Source organism: Lonepinella koalarum (genome assembly GCF_004565475.1).
Classification (GTDB): Bacteria; Pseudomonadota; Gammaproteobacteria; order Enterobacterales; family Pasteurellaceae; genus Lonepinella; species Lonepinella koalarum.
In genome coordinates, this window is record NZ_SRHX01000001.1 from 65536 (window position 1) to 84922 (window position 19387).

General features: G+C 38.5%; 17 protein-coding genes and 1 tRNA gene. 8 read left to right on the forward strand and 10 right to left on the reverse strand.

Annotation, left to right across the window (positions count from 1 at the left end; all coding sequences use genetic code 11):
* Nucleotides 1–32: 32 nt before the first annotated feature.
* The 3 genes from E0709_RS00335 to selA are packed head-to-tail and all read right to left on the reverse strand — an operon-like array spanning nucleotide 33 to nucleotide 3654.
* Nucleotides 33–368, reverse strand: a complete 336-nt coding sequence (locus tag E0709_RS00335; RefSeq protein ID WP_132299433.1) for a hypothetical protein — start codon at nucleotides 366–368, stop codon at nucleotides 33–35.
* A gap of 50 nt (nucleotides 369–418) precedes the next feature.
* Nucleotides 419–2275 (reverse strand): selenocysteine-specific translation elongation factor, encoded by a 1857-nt coding sequence (gene selB, locus E0709_RS00340; protein ID WP_132299434.1) that lies wholly within the window; start codon nucleotides 2273–2275, stop codon nucleotides 419–421.
* Nucleotides 2272–3654, reverse strand: coding sequence for an L-seryl-tRNA(Sec) selenium transferase (gene selA, locus E0709_RS00345; RefSeq protein ID WP_132299435.1), 1383 nt, complete (start codon nucleotides 3652–3654; stop codon nucleotides 2272–2274). Before selA ends, selB begins: the two co-directional genes overlap by 4 nt.
* A gap of 124 nt (nucleotides 3655–3778) precedes the next feature.
* Between selA and E0709_RS00350 the strand changes: the two genes are divergently transcribed.
* A tRNA-Sec gene (locus tag E0709_RS00350) sits at nucleotides 3779–3873 on the forward strand.
* A gap of 13 nt (nucleotides 3874–3886) precedes the next feature.
* Here the strand turns inward: E0709_RS00350 and recX are convergent.
* The 3 genes from recX to E0709_RS00365 all read right to left on the reverse strand — a co-directional run bounded on the left by recX (nucleotide 3887) and on the right by E0709_RS00365 (nucleotide 6247).
* Nucleotides 3887–4339: a recombination regulator RecX gene (gene recX / locus E0709_RS00355; RefSeq protein WP_132299436.1), complete on the reverse strand. Its 453-nt coding sequence runs from the start codon at nucleotides 4337–4339 to the stop codon at nucleotides 3887–3889.
* Between the two features lie 72 nt (nucleotides 4340–4411).
* Nucleotides 4412–5536, reverse strand: a complete 1125-nt coding sequence (recA, locus tag E0709_RS00360; protein WP_132299437.1) for a recombinase RecA — start codon at nucleotides 5534–5536, stop codon at nucleotides 4412–4414.
* A gap of 69 nt (nucleotides 5537–5605) precedes the next feature.
* Complete coding sequence (locus tag E0709_RS00365) at nucleotides 5606–6247, reverse strand: anthranilate synthase component II (RefSeq protein WP_228777414.1); 642 nt, start codon at nucleotides 6245–6247, stop codon at nucleotides 5606–5608.
* 54 nt (nucleotides 6248–6301) lie between these two features.
* On the opposite strand from E0709_RS00365, the gene E0709_RS00370 reads away from it, so the two are divergent.
* The 3 genes from E0709_RS00370 to pdxH are packed head-to-tail and all read left to right on the forward strand — an operon-like array spanning nucleotide 6302 to nucleotide 8519.
* Nucleotides 6302–7285 carry an aminodeoxychorismate synthase component I gene (locus E0709_RS00370; protein WP_132299438.1) on the forward strand — a complete coding sequence of 328 codons (984 nt, stop codon included), beginning with the start codon at nucleotides 6302–6304 and terminating at the stop codon, nucleotides 7283–7285.
* Complete coding sequence (locus tag E0709_RS00375) at nucleotides 7282–7866, forward strand: aminotransferase class IV family protein (protein ID WP_165867188.1); 585 nt, start codon at nucleotides 7282–7284, stop codon at nucleotides 7864–7866. Before E0709_RS00370 ends, E0709_RS00375 begins: the two co-directional genes overlap by 4 nt.
* Nucleotides 7867–7886: 20 nt before the next feature.
* Nucleotides 7887–8519: a pyridoxamine 5'-phosphate oxidase gene (gene pdxH / locus E0709_RS00380; RefSeq protein ID WP_132299439.1), complete on the forward strand. Its 633-nt coding sequence runs from the start codon at nucleotides 7887–7889 to the stop codon at nucleotides 8517–8519.
* Between the two features lie 232 nt (nucleotides 8520–8751).
* Here pdxH and dprA read toward each other — a convergent pair whose 3' ends face one another.
* The gene (dprA, locus tag E0709_RS00385; protein WP_132299440.1) at nucleotides 8752–9858 is read right to left on the reverse strand and encodes a DNA-processing protein DprA; all 1107 of its coding nucleotides are present in this window, start codon (nucleotides 9856–9858) and stop codon (nucleotides 8752–8754) included.
* A gap of 171 nt (nucleotides 9859–10029) precedes the next feature.
* Here dprA and E0709_RS00390 point away from each other — a divergent pair, with 171 nt between their 5' ends.
* The gene (locus E0709_RS00390; protein ID WP_132299441.1) at nucleotides 10030–11532 is read left to right on the forward strand and encodes a helicase HerA-like C-terminal domain-containing protein; all 1503 of its coding nucleotides are present in this window, start codon (nucleotides 10030–10032) and stop codon (nucleotides 11530–11532) included.
* 56 nt (nucleotides 11533–11588) lie between these two features.
* On the opposite strand, the gene E0709_RS00395 is transcribed toward E0709_RS00390, so the two are convergent.
* The 3 genes from E0709_RS00395 to glmU form a co-directional block, all read right to left on the reverse strand.
* The gene (locus E0709_RS00395) at nucleotides 11589–12815 is read right to left on the reverse strand and encodes a sodium/glutamate symporter (RefSeq protein WP_132299443.1); all 1227 of its coding nucleotides are present in this window, start codon (nucleotides 12813–12815) and stop codon (nucleotides 11589–11591) included.
* 240 nt (nucleotides 12816–13055) lie between these two features.
* A complete protein-coding gene (pckA, locus tag E0709_RS00400; protein WP_132299445.1) occupies nucleotides 13056–14672 on the reverse strand; it encodes a phosphoenolpyruvate carboxykinase (ATP) in 1617 nt (538 codons plus the stop codon).
* 214 nt (nucleotides 14673–14886) lie between these two features.
* Nucleotides 14887–16263, reverse strand: a complete 1377-nt coding sequence (glmU, locus tag E0709_RS00405) for a bifunctional UDP-N-acetylglucosamine diphosphorylase/glucosamine-1-phosphate N-acetyltransferase GlmU (RefSeq protein WP_132299447.1) — start codon at nucleotides 16261–16263, stop codon at nucleotides 14887–14889.
* Nucleotides 16264–16433: 170 nt separating this feature from the next.
* Between glmU and E0709_RS00410 the strand changes: the two genes are divergently transcribed.
* The 3 genes from E0709_RS00410 (at nucleotide 16434) to efeO (ending at nucleotide 19375) form a co-directional block, all read left to right on the forward strand.
* Nucleotides 16434–17546, forward strand: a complete 1113-nt coding sequence (locus E0709_RS00410) for an anhydro-N-acetylmuramic acid kinase (RefSeq protein ID WP_132299449.1) — start codon at nucleotides 16434–16436, stop codon at nucleotides 17544–17546.
* Between the two features lie 9 nt (nucleotides 17547–17555).
* Complete coding sequence (gene murQ / locus E0709_RS00415; protein WP_132299451.1) at nucleotides 17556–18467, forward strand: N-acetylmuramic acid 6-phosphate etherase; 912 nt, start codon at nucleotides 17556–17558, stop codon at nucleotides 18465–18467.
* Between the two features lie 95 nt (nucleotides 18468–18562).
* A complete protein-coding gene (gene efeO / locus E0709_RS00420; protein WP_132299453.1) occupies nucleotides 18563–19375 on the forward strand; it encodes an iron uptake system protein EfeO in 813 nt (270 codons plus the stop codon).
* Nucleotides 19376–19387 lie beyond the last annotated feature (12 nt).

The window sequence follows — 19387 nt, forward strand, 5'->3', positions numbered from 1 at the left end:
TTTACTATTGAAAAATAATATAATTAGGGCATCTAAATAGTTATTAATATAGATTTTACTTTTTTCTTTACTTCACAATGGTATTTTTGTTCAAAATTTTGGTGTAAATGTAATGTGGGATCATATTGATACTTAATATATGTATTTTTTTCAATTCTTGGAAAAAATGCAGAGATAATATCTAATCTAAAATCCCCATATTTAGCAAAATTTTGTGAATACTGAACATCAATTTTGATACCTTGTTGGGTTTGAATATCTACAGCAGTTTTATCGATTAGATTATTTATATAGCAAGATATACCACAATCTAGCAAAATGCGATAAGCAAGCTTTTCAGTAAATTCAACTTTTTTATCTGCATACATAATGCTACTCCTTCAAACAATGAATAAACTAAAAAAGAGGATAGATATTGTTAATTAAACAGCTCGCTATCTCGTAAAATATGCACATTTCCCTTACGTCTCAATAATCCACAACGGTCAAAATATTCGATCAGTTGGACAGTAAGTTTTCGTCCGAATTGTAATTCATCTCGTAACTGATTGACTGAAATGTCCCCTTGTTTTTCAATCATTTTTTTTATGATATTGGCATAGGTGAACAAGGTTTCTGTTAGGAAAAAACGGTCTTTTACAATGGGGATTAAATAGCCTAACTTGCCAGCTTTGTATAAGAAATTTCGCATTTGGTTTTCATCAATGGATAAGGTATTTGCCATATCTCTCACCCACAACGGTTGACCATTTTGTTGCATAAATTCGCCTAGCACCAATTTCCACAAGGCTTGCTCTTCTGCATTAAACTCAATTTTATGTTCAGGCAGATGCAACCAGCCACGGGTTTGTTGTAATTTTCCCTGAGCCAATAATTCATCTATAAAATGGTAGATCAATTTTTCGGGCTGATTAAGCGTGGCAATACGGTACAGACGAGCTTTGCCTAAGCCGACTTGATCGGGATGTTGTTGATGATAATTGGAAAGTGCGGTCAAAATTTGCTGATTTTTTTCTGCTTGATAATCTTGATTAAAACACCATTGCTGAAAACGTACAGCGTGATTTTGTTGCAAAATGGTGGCTAAGTCCGCTTCATTTAACTGTTCAATCCATAACAAATAAGACACTTCAACGGCGGTTTGTTGTAAATATAGTGCAATACGGTCATTGATATTTTCTGCTTGTTGCAAATTCTGTAAGAATTTTAACCGCACTTCACTGCGTTTATGGCGTTTGGGCGAGTTAATTTCGATGACTTTTGCTCCAGCAATTAATTGCTTATTATCGCCACTGCGTAAAATTAATTTATCCGCAAAGCTCAAAAATAGCGGTTTATCTAAGATAATTTCTGCTAAGGCTTGTGTTTGTGGTGGTAACGTTTTTGTTGTGAGCAAAGATAATTTACCAACAGTATGATTAGTCGCATGATAAAGATGTATCGCTTGGTTTTCTGCTAAAGGTATTTCTGGATTAAGCTGAACGGTAATGCGATCTGTGGCAAATTGTGCTGGTTGATTAAATAACCAGTCCCCCCGTTGAATTGAGCTACGCTCAATATCAGTATGAATATTTAATGCTAACCGTTGTCCTGCCAACCCTTGTTTACTCGGTTGATTTTGGGCATGAATATTTTTCACGCGGACTCTTTCGCCGTTAGATAAAAACAGCTCATCATCAATGTTTACCTTACCACTAAATGCTGTACCAGTGACCACTGTACCAGCCCCTTTTACACTAAAAATACGGTCGATAGCGTAGCGGAAAGGTTTATTGGAGTCAGCTAAATTTGGCAGTGTAGTTAAAAAATCACGTAATTCGGCGATGCCTTGTTGGGTAGTCGCAGATGTGACGAAAATTGGGCTATCGGCTAAAGAGGGGTAATTAGCTTTGATTGTGTGTTTAAGTGCATCGATCTGGCTTGAACTCGCTTTATCAGCTTTGGTTAAGACGATCAGAATTTTATTGAGTTGCAACTGACGTAAAATGGCTAAATGTTCCACTGTTTGAGCTTGAATCCCGTCATCAATGGCAATAATCAGCATGGCATAATGAATTCCCCCCAAGCCAGCCAACATATTCGGCAAAAATTTTTCGTGACCGGGAACATCAATAAATCCAAGTGTTTTATCACCTAGGGGCAAATAAGCATAACCCAAATCAATGGTCATTCCACGTTTTTTTTCTTCGGGTAAATGAGTGGTATTTGTGCCAGTTAATGCCTGCAACAAGGCGGTTTTGCCATGGTCAACGTGACCAGAAGTAACAATAATCATAAGGCTTGTAAACTCTCTAACAGGTGATCGACATTTGCTAATGAACGTATATCCAACCAAATTTTATCTTGTTCCATTCTGGCAATTATTGGCGTTGGTAGTTGTTTTAGCCGTTGTAAAAGTGCGGTTAATTTTCCGTTAGTTTGGTTTGCTATGGTGACTGCAACCGATGGAATTTTGGCTAACGGTTGTGAACCACTACCAATTTGTGCATAACTTGCTTCGATTTGCAGGGAAAATTCGGGTAAATGTTGCGATAATTGTTCTTTCACTCGTTCCGCTTTTTCATTTAATTGTGCTATGGATTGAGTGAGTAAGCGTAAGGTTGGCAAGGTTTCGATTAATTTTTCAGGTTGTAGATACAGGCGTAAGGTGGCTTCTAAGCCAGCTAGAATCACTTTATCACAACGTAAAACGCGTTTAAGTGGGTGTGCTTGTAATTGATCAATAAGAGATTTCTTACCCACAATAATACCAGCTTGCACACCGCCGAGCAGTTTGTCCCCAGAAAAAGAAATTAAGTCCACGCCTTGTGCCAATTTTTCCTGTACTGTTGGTTCTTTTGGTAAGCCGTACTGGGTTAAATCAATTAATGCTCCAGAGCCAAGATCGCTAATCACAGGAATATTAAATTGCTTACCTAATTCGGTAAGTTTATGTTCTTCAACTGAATGGGTAAAACCACAAATTTGATAATTACTGTTATGTACTTTCATCAGAAAAGCAGTATTCTCGTTGATTGCGTTTTGATAATCTTTTAAATGCGTACGATTAGTGGTGCCGACTTCTACCAGTGTACATCCTGCTTGAGCCATAATATCAGGAATCCGAAATGCACCGCCAATCTCAATCAGTTCTCCACGAGAAATAATCACTTCTTTGCCTTGTGCAAAGGTGGCAAGCATTAACAATACTGCAGCTGCATTATTATTCACGACACAAGCCGCTTCCGCTCCCGTCAGTTGAGTAAGTAATTCGCTAATATAATGATCTCGATGGCTACGTTTTCCTATCTCTAAGTCATATTCCAATGCCACATTACCTGCCATAGCATTTAGAGCAGCCTGTTGGGCGGTTGCAGACCATAATGCACGCCCTAAATTCGTGTGTAGCACGGTGCCTGTTAGGTTATGCACTGATTTAATTTGTACTTGGTTTTGTTGAATTAATTGATAACGAATTTCGGCAATTGTATGGTCAACATCGTTGAAATAATTGGGAAGTTGCTGTGTTTCTTTGATCTGCTCTCGAGCCAGTTGCAAAAGCTGACGAATCATATTGACAACCGCCGTATGTCCAAATTGATCCACTAGCAATTCACCTTGTGGTGTTTTGAGTAATTTATCTACGGATGGTAATTGTTGAAAAAGTGCGGTCATTTTCTGTCCTGTTTTTGCAAAGAATTAGCTTATTATACAATAAATCCAGTTTAGACTTGAATAACTAGTGCTTGAATAAAAATAAGAATTACGTTAAAGTTTGCCACAAATCTGATAATTTGTTGGAAAGTAGGCGTATCCGGTGATGCGGCAGGACTTCAAATCCTGTTAGGGCTGCCAGCAGTCCTGGGTGGGTTCAACTCCCATTACTTTCCGCCAATCTTGCTATTTGCTAATAGTCGCTACTAGAACCGATATAGTCTGCAAATTCTTCCGCATAAAAACCATGTGAAAGCATATAACGCCAGATTTTTTGTTTGGTTTTCAAATTCAGTTTATTTTGATATTGGGGAAATTTTCGGCTTAAAACGCTTAATGCAATATCTGACCAGTTTATTTCGCTTTGCTCAATTACGTTTTGAATAATCTGCGAACTCACCCCTTTTACTTGACGTAATTCTTGTTTAATTCGATTTGCACCATAACCCCGATTGGCTCGAAAATTTAGGTAATTTTCGGCAAAACGTTGATCACTTTGCCAATTACGTTGTTGACAATGTGCGAGTGCCTGATCGATATCTTCTTCACTAAAGGCTTTTTGTTGCATTTTGCAACGAATTTCATATTCGCTGTAATCACGGCGAGCCAGTAGGTTAATCAGATAATTTAGGGCGAGAGATGACATGGAGTATTCCCTACATTGTTGAAAAAAGTGCAGTTAAAAATACCGCACTTTGAGATATATTGTGTGTAATACCTAGAAATCTATATCATTGACTTCGTCATTGATTTCATCACTTTGATCTTTATCACTATCATCCGCTGGCAACAAGGCTTGTTCAGGATTTTCTAATAATGCCTTTTTGATTTTATCTTCTAATTCTGCGGTTGCTTCTGGATTGGCTTCTAACCATTTAATCGCATTCGCTTTACCTTGCCCGATTTTTTCACCATTGTAAGCATACCAAGCCCCAGATTTGTTGACTAATTTTTGTTTAACACCAAGTTCAATTAATTCACCATTTTTTGAGATACCCGCACCATAAAGAATTTGGAATTCGGCTTGACGGAACGGCGCAGCAAGTTTATTTTTCACTACCTTAACTCGCGTATCATTCCCAATAATCTTATCACCCTCTTTCACTGCACCGATACGGCGAATATCTAAACGCACAGATGAATAGAATTTTAGGGCGTTACCGCCAGTGGTGGTTTCTGGGTTACCAAACATCACACCGATTTTCATCCGAATTTGGTTGATAAACACCACTAAACAGTTAGAGTTTTTAATTTGACCGGTTAATTTACGTAACGCTTGTGACATTAAACGAGCTTGCAAACCAACGTGAGAATCGCCCATATCTCCTTCGATTTCAGCTTTTGGGGTTAATGCAGCGACAGAGTCCACAATAATCACATCAATCGCCCCTGAACGCACTAAAGCGTCACAGATTTCTAGCGCTTGTTCACCATTATCTGGTTGAGAAATAAACAGTTCTTTGACATCAACCCCTAATTTTGCTGCATAAATTGGGTCTAAGGCGTGTTCTGCATCAATAAAGGCACAGACTTTGCCTGCTTTTTGTGCTTGTGCGATCACGGAAAGGGTTAATGTAGTTTTACCTGATGATTCTGGACCAAAGATTTCAACAATACGTCCCATTGGTAAACCACCAATACCTAATGCTACATCTAAACCGATTGAACCTGTTGAAATAGATTCTACATCAAGGGTTTGTGAATCGCCTAACTTCATAATCGCCCCTTTGCCGAATTGTTTTTCAATTTGACCGAGAGCGGCTGCTAGTGCTTTTGCTTTGTCTTCTTGTGAGTTATTTTCTTTTGCGGTTGGTTTTGCTTTCGCTTTGTTATCTTTAGCCATTGTGTGACCCTTTTGGATGTTTGTTAAACTGTAAATTTGAGCATATATTATCTGTTATTAAAAACAGTATCAAGTGTTTTTTTGATCTTTTTCTGAAAAGTATGATCTGGATTCCAAATTTAAGAAATTTTTGAGTATCCACAGACCATATTCCGACATATAGGATTCTGGGTGAAACTGTACACCAAAAATCGGCAAAGTACGATGTTGGCATGCCATAATAATCTCATCATCGCAAGTGGCGGTAATCTCTAATTCCGAGGGGAAATTTTCTGTTGAAACTGCCCAAGAATGATATAAACCAATCTCAAAATGGTTGGGTAAACCTTGAAATAAAACCGAATTTGATTGCACTTTTAAATGGCTTTTTTGACCATGTCGAACATTGGGTAAATTAAACAATGTCGCCCCAAAAAATTCACAAATTGTCTGATGACCTAAACACACCCCTAAAATCGTTTTTTGTTGGTAAAAACGTGTTAGCATAGCAACAAGTTGTGGGTAGCTTTTTGGTACGTCAGGACCGGGTGAAATCAGAATATGACTGTAATCTTCAAGCCTATCAAGGCTTAAATTTTCCACATTTATCACATCGAATTGCACATGCAAACGGCGGATTAAATCCACTAAATTATAGGTGAAAGAATCGTGATTATTAATAATAGCAAGTTTGGTCATGGTCTTTTGAGTAGAAAAATAAACGCTTGCCATTATAAATGATTAGGCTAAACTTGAGCATATTTTGTTTGATTTATTTACTCTTTTATGCCGTTTAACGCTTTTATTGCACAAGCCAATCAGTTTGGCAAACAACGTCAACCATTTTTCTTTCTGGTTGATTTCGAACAGAAAAAACCGCTGATTTTGTCCCTTGAGAAAATGGAAAAACAAGGGCTGTTTTTTGATTTACAAGGCAAAACGAATTATCCAACGGAAAAAGTGCGGTCAAAAAAAGCCTTAAATTTAACCGCACTTGCCATGTCAAAAAGTGAATATCAATGGGGTTTTGAAATCGTTCAACAAGCCTTGCAAAAGGGGAATTCCTATTTGTTAAATCTTACTTATCCCACTGAAATAAAAACTAATTTTTCTTTATTAGAGGTTTTCGAGCAAGCTCAAGCAAAGTACAAACTTTATTATCAAAATCATTTTGTTTGTTTTTCGCCAGAATGTTTTGTCAGAACACAACAAAATCAAATTGTTACTTATCCCATGAAAGGCACTATTGACGCTACGTTACCTAATGCAGAACAACAATTAATGGCATCTCAGAAAGAGCAATCAGAGCATTACACCATTGTTGATTTAATGCGAAATGATTTAGCCACAGTGGCGGAAAATATTGAAGTTCGCCGTTTTCGTTATGTGGATCACATTGAAACCGAAAAAGGGGCGATTTTACAGACAAGCTCGGAAATTGTCGGCGAACTCTCGGAAAATTGGCAAGAAAATGTCGGGACTATTTTAGCCAAACTTTTGCCCGCTGGCTCAATTAGTGGAGCGCCTAAAGAAAAAACGGTGGAAATTATCCAACAAGCAGAAAAGCAAGAACGGGGTTATTATACAGGCATCTTTGGCATTTTTGACGGTGAAAACATAGACAGTGCAGTGGCTATTCGATTTATTGAACAGTGTGGTGAGAAAATGCTTTTCCGCAGCGGTGGTGGCATCACAAGACAAAGCCAATTAGAGCAAGAATATGCTGAATTATTGCAAAAAGTTTATATTCCATTAAGGAAAGCATCATGATATTTCCGTTATTTGAAACCATTTGTCTTGAACAGGGTATGGTTAGAAATATCGCTTTACATCAACAGCGTTATGAGAAATCATTATCGCTATTTTATAGGGAAACTACGGTTAAAATTCACGATCTTTGGCAAATTATTGCAGAAAATAGTCAATTTTACACCGCACTTGATAGCCCTTTAATTCGTTGTCGTATTGCTTATAATCATCAACATTATGCTGTGCAATTTTTCCCTTATCAACGCAAAATCTATCGTTATTTTCAACCTGTGATTTGTGACGATATAGATTATTCATTGAAATATCAGGATCGTTCCCTGCTCAATCAATTAGTTAAGCAAAAAGGTCAGGCTGATGAAATTATGATTATTAAAAAAGGTCATGTTACCGATTGTAGTATCGGCAATTTAGTGTTTCGTCAGGGAAAAGATTGGTTTACACCTAATACGCCATTATTAAAGGGTACGCAACGAGAGTTTTTGTTACAACAAGGCAGACTGCAAGAAATACCTATTTTAGCTGAAGATGTACATCAGTTTGACGAAATTAGGTTGATTAATGCAATGAATAGTTTAGATTAAATTAAATTAGGAATAAAGAGATGGATTTACACAATATTCGAGAAGATTACAGTAAACAGGCGTTATCTCGTAAACAATGCCTTGCCGATCCATTAAAACAATTTGAACATTGGTTAAATGAAGCGATAACCGCTAAAGTATGTGAGCCAACCGCGATGAATGTGGCAACGGTGAATGAACAAGGTAAGCCAACTAGCCGAGTGGTGTTGTTAAAAGAAGTGAATGAGCAAGGGTTTGTTTTCTTTACTAATTATCACAGTCAAAAGGGTCGAGCGTTGCAACATACACCGTTTACGGCTTTAAATTTCTTTTGGGGTGAATTAGAGCGACAAGTCAGAATTGAAGGTCGAGTGGAAAAATTACCCGCTGTACAATCCGATGAATATTTTGCATCACGTCCTTATACCAGTCGAGTAGGGGCATGGGCGAGTGAGCAAAGTGCGGTGATTTCTAGCAAAAATGTGTTATTAGCCAAGGCGGCACAGATAGCAGCTAAACACCCATTAAATGTGCCACGTCCACCGCATTGGGGTGGTTATATCGTGATTCCTGAGATGATCGAATTTTGGCAAGGTCGCCCGAGCCGCCTACATGATCGTATTCGTTATCGGTTGGAAAAAGAGCATTGGGTGATAGAAAGATTATCGCCATAAGTCGAAAATAAGATGTTGCATTTAGCGTAAAAATTGATTAGTATTTAGGAACTGCCTAGCGGTAGCTGCTACTACCACTAGGACTTTAGTTAAATTATTAGTAGGCGGGTAGAGCCATAGCTAATAAGATAACAAGGATTAACAACTTAATTATCATAATCCAGTTCCTTTTTGTAAGCCCCACTCTAGACAGCGTGGGGTTTGCTGTTTCTAGCCCTACGCTAGATGGTTCTTATAATCGTCGTTTATATAGCCCCCTTTCACATTCAATGAGTTCTTCTAATTCTAGCGTCAATAATTGCCCTAACAGGACATCAACTGAAATTTTGGACTGTTCCGCCAGTTCATCAATACTAATGGGGTTATAGCCGATTAAAGCATATAAATCAGGATATGTTGGCTCAATAACATTAAAAGGTAACTCTGTATTTTGACTAGTCGTGTTGGGAGCAAAGCCATTCATGGGTAACGAATAAGGAGCGAGATTTTCAATAATATCCTGCACCGATTCCACTAAATTTGCCCCTTGTTTAATCAGATGATGGCAGCCTTGGCTATATTGATTATGCAAATTACCAGGTAAGGCAAATACATCTCGATTTTGCTCTAGGGCATAACGGGCGGTAATCAATGATCCGCTTTTTTGATTCGCTTCAACCACCAACACGCCTTGCGACATGCCACTAATAATGCGGTTTCGTCTTGGGAAATTAGTGGCAACAGGCGGTTGGTTGGGTAAAAATTCTGATACCAACGTGCCATTATTCACTAGAATTTGTTCCGCTAATCCTTTATGCCGACTGGGATAAATTTGTTGTAATCCACTGCCTAATACAGCAATCGTTTTGCTTTGCATTTCAACTACTGCTTTGTGTGCGAAACCGTCAATTCCAATCGCTAATCCACTGGTAACAATAAATCCTGATCGAATCAATTCTGTGGCAAAATATTTAGCCCAATATTCACCGTAATTAGAGCAATCCCGACTACCTACAATCGCCAGTTGAGCCAGATTTAGATTTTCCACATTGCCTTTTACAAACAACAAGGGCGGAACGGAATTAATTTGCTTTAATAATTGCGGATATTCTGCTTGATAGTAAGCCACAATATGATGATTTGTATCAGTTTGTTGCCATTCTAGTGCTGGTTCAATATATTTTTGCTCTGGTTGAAACCAACGTTGAATTTGTTTTGCTTGCCAACCAATGTGATGAAAAGCGGTTTCATCGTAATCTAACAGGGTTTGTGGTGTGATTTGAGTTAAAATTTCTTGAATTGCATTTGCACCAAGATTAGGTACTTGCATTAGACGTAATAAGAGTTCGATATTTTGCATGAGAATGATAAAAGTGCGGTTGGTTTTTCGGAAATTTTAGGTTATAAGTCGAAAGGAAAAGAGTCGAGATTTTTTGCTGGATTTTGGAATCAAGATCACAAAATTTCATTTTTTGACTAACAGTCATTTTTCTCTTATTATGCTCAAAATTTACAACATAAAGGATATGTCATGAATATATTTGCAATCGCACGCAATAGTGAGGGACACAGTTTCGGGATCAATGCCAAAATGGCAAACCGTCATGGCTTAATCGCTGGGGCAACGGGGACAGGGAAAACCGTCACTTTGCGTAAATTAGCGGAAGAATTTAGTGATAACGGCGTACCTGTATTTTTGGTCGATGTAAAAGGCGATCTTTCAGGTATGACGGTGAAAGGTATCATGCAAGGCAAAATTGCGGAACGTATTGAACAATTTAGCTTAGGTGGTGAAAACTATTTAAACAGTTATCCAGTTTCTTTTTGGGATGTATTCGGTGAAACAGGGATTCCATTACGTACCACAATCTCGGAAATGGGTCCATTATTGCTTTCTCGTTTATTAAATCTCAATCCAACTCAAGAAGGCTTATTAAATATTCTATTCCGTGTGGCAGACGATAAAGGGTTGTTGCTTATTGATTTGAAAGATCTGCGTGCGATGTTGAAATATCTCGCCGATAACGCTAAGGAATTTCAATTACAATATGGCAATATTTCCGCTGCCAGTGTGGGGGCAATTCAGCGTTCCTTATTGACCCTTGAAAATGAGGGGGCGGAAAAATTATTTGGTGAGCCTGCATTAAATTTGGAAGACTGGTTACAAACTCGTGATGGACGTGGCGTAATTAATATTTTGAATTCAGAAAAATTAATTAATTCATCTCGTATGTACAGTGCCTTTTTGTTGTGGTTAATGGCTGAATTATTTGAGCAATTACCTGAAGTGGGTGATCCAGATAAACCAAAATTTGTGATGTTCTTTGATGAAGCTCATTTGTTATTTGATGGTGCCCCAAGTGTCTTAATTGAAAAAGTGGAGCAAGTAGTCCGTTTAATTCGTTCTAAAGGCGTCGGCATTTATTTTGTCACGCAAAATCCATTAGATTTGCCAGACACCGTGTTAGGTCAACTGGGTAATCGTGTCCAACATGCGTTGCGAGCCTTTACGCCAAGAGATCAAAAAGCGGTGAAAACTGCAGCCGAAACGTTCAGAACGAATAAAAAGGTAAATGTGGTGGAAGCTATTACTACCTTAGGCGTAGGCGAGGCGTTAGTTTCATTCCTAGATGAAAAAGGGATGCCAACACCAGTGGAAATTGCGACCATTTATCCACCAAAAAGCCAGCTTACACCATTAACGCAAGAGCAACGTCAAGCGTGGGTTAAAGATGATGATTTGTTTGCTTATTATAACAATTATGTAGATAACCATTCTGCCTTTGAGATGTTAGCAGAACAAGCTAATTTAAATCAAGTGGCACAACAACAAGCCCAACAAGCGGAACAACAAGAAAGCGAGGGTGTATTGGGTTCGTTGAGTCGAATGATTTTTGGTACTAAAAAACGCGGCGAAAAATTAACCGTGACAGAAGAAATTGTCAGTGGTTTAAGTAAATCGGTTGGGCGAAGTATTCGTTCTCAAATTACCAAGCAGATTACTCGTGGGATTTTGGGGGCGTTGCAGAAGTAACAAAAATGGCGGTCAAAAAATCATTTTATTTTTGATCGCCATTTCTATTTATTGTTCTAGCTAATTCCTAACATATGTTTTGCTATAGATAAGAATTGTGTAATAATCACTGCATTGGTGATATTACTAATAAATCCTCCGATCACTGGCACCACAAAAAAGGCGAGAGACGAATAACGGTATTTTTTACATACACTTTGCATCGTTGTCATTGCCACTGGAACCGCCCCTAAACTAAAACCCGTATGCCCAACAGCCATTACTGCGGCATCATAATTTTTGCCTAATAATTTAAACGTCAAGAAATAACAGAAGATCAATACTAATACGACTTGAGCTGAAAGTAAGCATAATAAGGCTAAACCTAAATTGGATAAATGCCATAGTTTCATAGTGATAATTGACATTGACACAAATAAACCTAAAGCAAATTCACCTACGGTATCCATTGCTTCATATAAAGTTTGATGATCTTTAGTGCTGATATCGCATAATAAGCGGACAATAATACCACCGAACATACAGCTGACGTGGATAGGAAAATTCACGTCATAATGTTTTAAAATAGAATTAATCACCTGCCCTAAACCTAAAGCAATACAAAGCAGAAATACGGCATTGATCACTTCCGATTTATTTAGATAAAGTCGTTTGGCTTGGGTAGGTAGATTTTCATTTAGGGTTTGTTTTATACTGGAAGTATCTAATTTATGACGTTTAATAATAAAGTTACCAAAAGGTCCGCCCAATACGCAACCTACAATTAAACCAAATGTGGCGGACGCAATAGCCACTTCCATTGCTCCTATTGCTCCGGCTTCCTCTGCCAATGGTGCAAATGAGGCTGCATTACCGTGACCTCCAGTCATTGGGATACTACCAGTCATTAAAGAAATGAGTGGATTAACATTCATCATATCACCAATACCAAGAGAAATGATGTTTTGCATAATAGCTAATAAGGCGGCTAATACAGCAAATATAATAATTAACTTACCTCCTTTTTTCAGTAAAGACACATTGGCAGCACTACCACAAGCCGCAAAGAAAAGACAATAGAAAAATTGGTTAATGGTTTGGTAATCAAATTTTAATTCAACGATATGAGTTGAATAAAGCAGTAAGGAAATAATAGAAAATATCGTTCCTCCTACAACAGAAGCTGGTAAACAATATTTTCTTAATATGGGGAATATATGACGCAACCAATCACCGAAATAAATGGCGATAACAGCTAGCCCTAAGGTTTCAAACATACTTATTGTTACAGATGTTGTTTCCATTTTATCCTCCAAAAATATCAATGAATTATATTTTAACAAAAATGTAACAATAATACTGTTTTGTCAAATGATATTTTGTATTTTTGATAAATAACGTTATATGCAATCTGTATAAATAGGTTGATTTTTTTGGGGGGCTTTCATTGTATCTATCTTTGGTATAAAGAATACTGGTTTTAAAAACAAAAGTGCGGTGAAAAATAAAAATTCACCGCACTTTTGAGTGACTATAGCGAATATTTACGCTTTTGGACCTGCGGCCACTAACGCTTTACCTTCCGCAGTTACCGTATATTTTTCAAAGTTTTTCACAAAACGGTTAGCTAAATCTTCTGCTTTTGCTTGCCATTGTGCTTTGTCTGCATAAGTATCACGTGGATCTAAAATTGCAGGATCAACGTTTGGTAAGGCAGTTGGCACTGCTACATTGAAGATTGGCAATGTTTTGGTTTCTGCTTTGTCGATTGAACCGTCTAAGATTGCATCGATAATACCACGCGTATCTTTGATTGAAATACGTTTACCCGTACCGTTCCAGCCAGTGTTCACAAGATAGGCTTCAGCCCCTGCTGCTTCCATACGTTTTACTAATACTTCAGCATATTGGGTTGGGTGTAAACTTAAGAATGCCGCACCGAAACAGGCTGAGAATGTAGGGGTAGGTTCTGTGATACCACGTTCTGTACCGGCTAATTTAGCTGTGAAACCAGATAAGAAGTAGTATTTAGTTTGTTCTGGGGTTAATTTAGATACTGGCGGTAATACACCGAACGCATCTGCGGTTAAGAAGATCACTTTTTTCGCATGACCTGCTTTAGATACTGGTTCAACAATGTTTTCAATATGATAAATTGGATAAGAAACACGCGTGTTTTCAGTTTTTGAACCGTCAGCAAAGTCAACAGAACCATCTGCACGAACCACCACGTTTTCTAATAATGCATCACGTTTGATCGCACCATAGATGTCTGGTTCGTTTTCTTTAGATAGGTTGATGGTTTTCGCATAGCAACCGCCCTCGTAGTTGAATACACCGTCATCGTCCCAACCATGCTCATCATCACCGATAAGTTTACGTTTAGGGTCGGTTGAAAGGGTGGTTTTACCTGTGCCAGATAAGCCGAAGAATACGGCTACGTCGCCTTTTTCGCCCACGTTGGCAGAACAGTGCATGGATGCGACGCCACGTAATGGTAAGAAGTAGTTCATCATTGAGAACATACCTTTTTTCATTTCACCGCCGTACCAAGTACCACCGATTAATTGCACGCCTTCAGTAAGGTTAAAGGCAATGAAGTTTTCGCTGTTTAAGCCTTGTTCTTTCCAATTTGGATTGGTGACTTTAGAACCATTCATGACCACGAAATCAGGTTTGAAGTTAGCTAATTCAGCGTCGCTTGGGCGAATGAACATATTTTTCACAAAATGAGCTTGCCATGCCACTTCAGTGACGATACGCACCGCTAAACGTGTATCTTCGTTTGCACCACAAAACGCATCAACTACAAATAAACGTTTACCAGAAAGCTGGTTAGTGACTAATGATTTTAAACTTTTCCAAGTTTCTTGATTCATTGGTTTGTTGTCGTTTTTGGCTGCATCACTTGTCCACCATACGGTGTCTTTTGATTTGTCATCTAACACAATATATTTATCTTTTGGTGAACGACCTGTGAAAATACCGGTATCAACGGCTACTGCGCCCGTTGTGGTGACGATACCTTTTTCATAGCCTTGTAAATCTTCTTTGGTTTCTTCTGCAAATAGAAATTCATAACTTGGGTTATGAACAATTTCTGTTACACCATTGATACCAAGATCACTAAGTTCTTTAATTACTTTATTTAAGTCAGTCATACATTACCTCATTAGAGTTAGAAAATTAAAAGATAAGCTATTCTATTACTTTTTGAGAAGAAAAAACGTTAACTAGATCAAATTTTTGAAAAAATTTTGGAGTTTTATATGTTTTTTTGATATGGATCAAGTTGAAATCCATATCATCTATCAGTTCATCAATATTCTCCGTTAACTAAAGAACAAACTGATAAATTTCTCTTTAAATAAAATATTATTTCTTTTTCACCGGTCGTTGCCAGCCTTGAATATGGTGTTGTGGCACACGGCTAATGACAAGTTCATTTTCACTTACATCTCTGGTGATCGTTGTACCCGCACCGATTGTTGCACCATCTGCAATCTTCACTGGGGCAACCAGTTGACAGTCAGAACCGACAAATACATTATCCCCAATTACGGTTTTAAATTTATTGGCACCATCATAATTACAAGTAATGACACCCGCACCGACATTTACATTGGTGCCGATTTCTGCGTCTCCCACATAAGTTAAGTGATTAACTTTTGAACCTTTACCAATACTGGCTTTTTTGATTTCCACAAAGTTACCAATATGGGTTTCTGCAGCGAGTTCTGCCCCCGGGCGTAAACGGCTGAAAGGTCCGATAGACGATTTTTCGCCGATGACGCAGTCTTCCAACACAGAATAAGGTTTAATTTCAACATTATCCCCTACGATCACATTTTTTAGTACGCAACCGGAACTAATTTTTACCCCATTACCTAATTGTACTTTGCCTTCAATAATCACATTAATATCAATTTCGCAATCTTTGCCATGGCTTAATTCACCACGTAAATCAAAGCGTTCAGGATCCGCTAAGCTCACACCTGCTAATAATAAACGGCTAGCTTGTTTACGTTGGTAATAACGTTCTAACGCATTAAGTTGCAAACGATTATTTGCCCCCTCTACTTCCATAATGTCATCTGCTATCACCGCCGCAACTTGACAACCGTCTTGATTTGCCAGCCCGATCACGTCCGTCATATAGTATTCACCTTGAGCATTGTTATTATTTAAACGGCTTAACCATTTTTTGAAACTTGCTCCGTCTGATACCATCACCCCCGTGTTTACTTCGTTAATTTTTAATTGTTCAGGATTGGCATCTTTTTGTTCAACAATCGCCACTACGGAACCATTTTGACGAATAATTCGTCCGTAGCCTGTAGGGTTATCTAGTTGCACAGTTAATAACGCAATGCCATTTTGCGGTTTAGCTGCAATTAATTTTTGTAAGGTTTCTGGTGTAATTAAAGGGGCGTCACCATACAGCATGACAATATTTTCATCATCGTTAAAAAACGGTGCAGCTTGTTGCATGGCGTGTCCCGTACCTAATTGTTCTGCTTGGAAAACCCAATTTACAGGCTCATCCGCTAAACATTGTTTTAATAAATCTGCACCGTGTCCATAAATTAAATGAATTTGTTCAGCATTGAGTTGCTTTGCAGTATCAATCACGTGCTTCACCATTGGCTTGCCAGCTACCTTGTGCAACACTTTAGGTAAATCAGAATACATTCTGGTGCCTTTGCCTGCGGCGAGAATCACTACGCTTAATTTATTGTTAGATTGGGTCATCTTGATATTCTCAACATTGGATTAAACTGCGGTCTATTTTACACGGATTTTGTGAAATGATCTAATATGACTATAATATAATATATCGCCGTAGGGGCGTATTGCATACGCCCAAAAAAGATCGAGCAATAGGGCGTATGCAATACGCCCCTACAAAATGAGAATAAATAATGCAACCTCAATACTATATCGGCATAATGTCTGGCACCAGCCTTGATGGTGTAGATCTCGTTTTAATGAATTTTAGCAAGAATCCACCAGCCATCGTCGCTTGTAATTTCATACCGATGCCCGAAAAAATTCGACAAAAAATCACCGCACTTGTGCAATCGGGACAAACCAGTTTGCAAGATTTGGGCGAGCTAGATCATCAACTGGGGGGACTTTATGCCGATTGTGTCAATCAATTTCTTGCTAAACTGCGGTTAAAATCGGAACAGATTTTAGCCATTGGCTGTCACGGTCAAACCGTTTGGCATTCGCCTAATTCAACTGATCCTTTTACTATGCAAATTGGCGATATGAATATTGTTGTCGCTCAAACGGGTATCACCACTGTTGGTGATTTTCGCCGTAAAGATATGGCAGTGGGCGGGCAAGGTGCGCCACTGGTACCCGCCTTTCATCAGGCAATGTTAAGTACACCTGATAAGCTAAGAGTGATTTTAAATATCGGTGGAATGAGTAATATTTCCGTGCTCAATCCAACTTGTCCAACTATCGGCTATGATGTCGGCGTGGGTAATACGCTGTTAGACGGTTGGATTGAAAAACATCAAGGCAAACGTTACGATAAAAATGGTGCTTGGGCTGCCAGTGGACAAGTCGATCAGGGCTTATTGACAGATTTATTAGACGAGCCTTTTTTTAGCCAAGCACCGCCGAAAAGTACAGGGCGAGAGCTATTTAATTTAGCTTGGCTAGAAAAAAAATTGCAAAAACACACCGCACTTTCACCGCAAGATGTGCAACGCACATTACTTGAATTTACCGTACAAGGTATAGCGAATGAGCTACTCACACTAGAAAAAACAGGTTTGCCTTGTGAATTATTGGTTTGTGGCGGTGGAGCGAAAAATCCATTAATTATGCAACGTTTAACCAATTTATTGCCAATTTGGTTTGTTACTACAACTCATGATGTAGGCTTTGATGTGGACTATATGGAAGCTGCCGCCTTTGCGTGGTTGGCTTATCAACGCATAAACAATTTACCGAGCAACTTGCCTGCGGTCACGGGGGCAAAAAGTGCGGTGAGTTTAGGGGTAATTTTTCCAAAATAGGAAACAAAGATGACAGAACAAAACTTACTTAATGCTCTTGAGCAAATGATCACCGAGCAACGCAATCCAGAATCTACCAACATAGATCAAATGACCGCGTTGGAAATTGTTAGCTTAATCAATCAGCAAGATAAAACTGTGCCACTAGCCATTGAAAAATGCTTGCCACAAATTGCTGTTGCAGTAGAAAAAATTGTACAAGCCTTTCAAGCTGGCGGTCGGTTAGTTTATATTGGGGCTGGCACCAGTGGACGATTAGGCGTGTTAGATGCTTCCGAATGTCCCCCAACCTTTGGTGTTGATCCGGCTATGGTGGTGGGTTTAATTGCGGGCGGTGAACGGGCGTTGCGGCATCCGATTGAAGGAGCGGAAGATAATCAAGAACAGGGCAAATTGGATTTACAACAGATTGATTTTTCGGGAAAAGATGTGTTAGTTGGGATAGCTGCCAGTGGTCGAACACCCTATGTAATAGGAGCGTTACAATATGCCAATGAACTGGGAGCGACTACGGTAGCGATTGCCAGTAACCCCCATTCAGAGATGGCAGGAATTGCACAAATTGCCATTGAAACCGTGGTCGGAGCAGAAGTACTAACAGGCTCAAGCCGAATGAAATCAGGCACCGCACAAAAATTAGTACTTAATATGCTCACCACAGCGAGTATGATTTTGTTGGGAAAATGCTACCAAAATTTAATGGTGGACGTGCAAGCCAGTAATGAAAAACTCAAAGCTCGAGCAATTCGCATTGTTATGCAAGCGACAGATTGTTCAGAGTACAAAGCGATTAAAGCGTTAAAACTGGCAGAAAATAACAGTAAACTGGCGATTATGATGATTTTAGCGAATGTCGATATTCAACAAGCAAAAGCTCTCTTAAACGAATATCAAGGACGATTAATAGATGCTTTGCCTTAGAAATACATTATAAGTATATTGAGAATTATTTTTATTTGATCTAATATAGCCACGATGTTTCATCTTAATCTTCATCTCAATCAAGGAGAACTTATATGCGTTTAAAATTTATTGCAGCACTGATTTCAAGTTTACTTCTATCTACCCCAGCTATGGCAGCAGATTTATCAAAAGAAACAAAAGATTATAAAGATTTTGTAGTCGCTCAGATTGATGAACTTGTGACACATACTGAATCTTTTGTTGATGCATTAAAAGCCGGTGATGTGGAAAAAGCTAAAGCTATTTATCCGCAAGCTCGTATGTATTATGAACGTTCCGAGCCGATTGCGGAAAGTTTTGGTGATTTAGACCCACGTATTGATGCCCGTCTTGCGGACTTAGAAGAAGAAGGCAAAGGGGAAAAAGATTGGTCTGGTTTCCACAAAATTGAAAAAGTATTATGGGAACAAAATACTACCAAAGGCACGGAAGAAACTGCCGATCAGTTACTCAAAGACGTAAAAGAGTTGCGTGCTAAAATTCCAACAGCCGAAGTCACACCAGAGTTAATGATTACTGGTGCAGTAGATTTATTAAATGAAGTTTCCACCAGTAAAGTGACGGGTGAAGAAGATATTTTCTCTAAAACGGATTTATATGATTTTAAAGCCAATATTGAAGGGGCAGAAAAAATCTATGAATTATTCAAACCTGAATTATTGAAAAAAGATGCTAAATTAAGTGCAAAAATCGAGCAACATTTCAAAGAAGTAAATGATTTATTGCAAACCTATAATAGATCAACCAGCGGTTATGACTATGTGCCATACAATACCTTAACCGAAAAAGACACCAAAGCCCTTGCAGAAGCGGTCAACAAATTGGGTGAACCATTGGCTCAATTAGGTGTTCTCTTAGAGAAATAACAGACGAGGTCA

Coding starts and splice junctions, on each gene's coding strand:
- E0709_RS00335 (WP_132299433.1), bottom strand. CDS start 368: ATGTATGCAGATAAAAAAGTTGAATTTACTGAAAAGCTTGCTTATCGC.
- selB (WP_132299434.1), bottom strand. CDS start 2,275: ATGATTATTGTTACTTCTGGTCACGTTGACCATGGCAAAACCGCCTTG.
- selA (WP_132299435.1), bottom strand. CDS start 3,654: ATGACCGCACTTTTTCAACAATTACCATCCGTAGATAAATTACTCAAA.
- recX (WP_132299436.1), bottom strand. CDS start 4,339: ATGTCATCTCTCGCCCTAAATTATCTGATTAACCTACTGGCTCGCCGT.
- recA (WP_132299437.1), bottom strand. CDS start 5,536: ATGGCTAAAGATAACAAAGCGAAAGCAAAACCAACCGCAAAAGAAAAT.
- E0709_RS00365 (WP_228777414.1), bottom strand. CDS start 6,247: ATGGCAAGCGTTTATTTTTCTACTCAAAAGACCATGACCAAACTTGCT.
- E0709_RS00370 (WP_132299438.1), top strand. CDS start 6,302: ATGCCGTTTAACGCTTTTATTGCACAAGCCAATCAGTTTGGCAAACAA.
- E0709_RS00375 (WP_165867188.1), top strand. CDS start 7,282: ATGATATTTCCGTTATTTGAAACCATTTGTCTTGAACAGGGTATGGTT.
- pdxH (WP_132299439.1), top strand. CDS start 7,887: ATGGATTTACACAATATTCGAGAAGATTACAGTAAACAGGCGTTATCT.
- dprA (WP_132299440.1), bottom strand. CDS start 9,858: ATGCAAAATATCGAACTCTTATTACGTCTAATGCAAGTACCTAATCTT.
- E0709_RS00390 (WP_132299441.1), top strand. CDS start 10,030: ATGAATATATTTGCAATCGCACGCAATAGTGAGGGACACAGTTTCGGG.
- E0709_RS00395 (WP_132299443.1), bottom strand. CDS start 12,815: ATGGAAACAACATCTGTAACAATAAGTATGTTTGAAACCTTAGGGCTA.
- pckA (WP_132299445.1), bottom strand. CDS start 14,672: ATGACTGACTTAAATAAAGTAATTAAAGAACTTAGTGATCTTGGTATC.
- glmU (WP_132299447.1), bottom strand. CDS start 16,263: ATGACCCAATCTAACAATAAATTAAGCGTAGTGATTCTCGCCGCAGGC.
- E0709_RS00410 (WP_132299449.1), top strand. CDS start 16,434: ATGCAACCTCAATACTATATCGGCATAATGTCTGGCACCAGCCTTGAT.
- murQ (WP_132299451.1), top strand. CDS start 17,556: ATGACAGAACAAAACTTACTTAATGCTCTTGAGCAAATGATCACCGAG.
- efeO (WP_132299453.1), top strand. CDS start 18,563: ATGCGTTTAAAATTTATTGCAGCACTGATTTCAAGTTTACTTCTATCT.